The sequence below is a fragment of the Oleiphilus sp. HI0067 genome (assembly GCF_001635735.1).
The window spans coordinates 1-893 of record NZ_LWFI01000314.1 but is presented as its reverse complement, the minus strand read 5'-3'; the positions used below and the strand labels follow the sequence as shown (position 1 = coordinate 893).

Here is an 893-nt window from a genome sequence, read left to right as displayed (position 1 = left end):
AGAATTTGTGCATTTCGCATGTACCTCTGAAGACATCAACAATTTGTCGCATGCATTGATGCTTAAACAAGGTCTAGAAAGCAGTGTACTTCCAGAGATGCAAGCTGTTGTGACTAAGCTCAGCGAGCTAGCGCAAGATCTTGCAGAACAGCCGATGCTATCTCGCACGCATGGCCAAACCGCATCGCCGACTACAATGGGGAAGGAATTAGCCAATGTTGTTGCACGACTTAATCGTCAGCTAACTCAAATCAAAGAAGTAAAATTCCTTGGCAAGATTAACGGTGCCGTTGGTAACTACAACGCGCACTACTCTGCCTACCCGAACACTGATTGGCCAGCTCACGCGAAAAGCTTTGTTGAATCACTCGGCATTACGTTCAACCCTTACACCACGCAAATTGAACCGCACGACTACATCTCTGAATTGTTCGATGCTGTTGCGCGCTTCAACACAATCCTGATTGATTTAGATCGTGACATCTGGAGCTACATCTCACTTGGTTACTTCAAGCAAAAAACGGTAGCGGGCGAAGTAGGCTCTTCAACGATGCCGCATAAAGTAAATCCTATCGATTTCGAAAACTCAGAGGGTAACCTTGGCCTAGCGAACGCGGTATTAACGCACCTAGCTCAAAAACTTCCGATCTCTCGCTGGCAACGCGACCTAACCGACTCAACGGTATTGCGTAATCTAGGTGTAGGCTTAGCGCATGGTTTAATTGCTTACCAATCAACACTTAAAGGCCTTAACAAGCTTGAGATCAATCCAAACAAACTCGCGCAAGATCTCGACAATGCGTGGGAAGTGATGGCCGAACCGATCCAAACCGTGATGCGCCGTTACAGCATCGAACAAGCCTACGAGAAATTGAAAGAGCTAACGCGTGGTC

Annotated in this window: 1 protein-coding gene; it reads left to right on the top strand. The window is 47.0% G+C overall.

Features of this window, described 5'->3' with window-relative positions:
* On the top strand, nucleotides 1-893 hold an 893-nt coding region (gene purB, locus A3739_RS03820), incomplete at both ends, for an adenylosuccinate lyase (protein ID WP_068500383.1).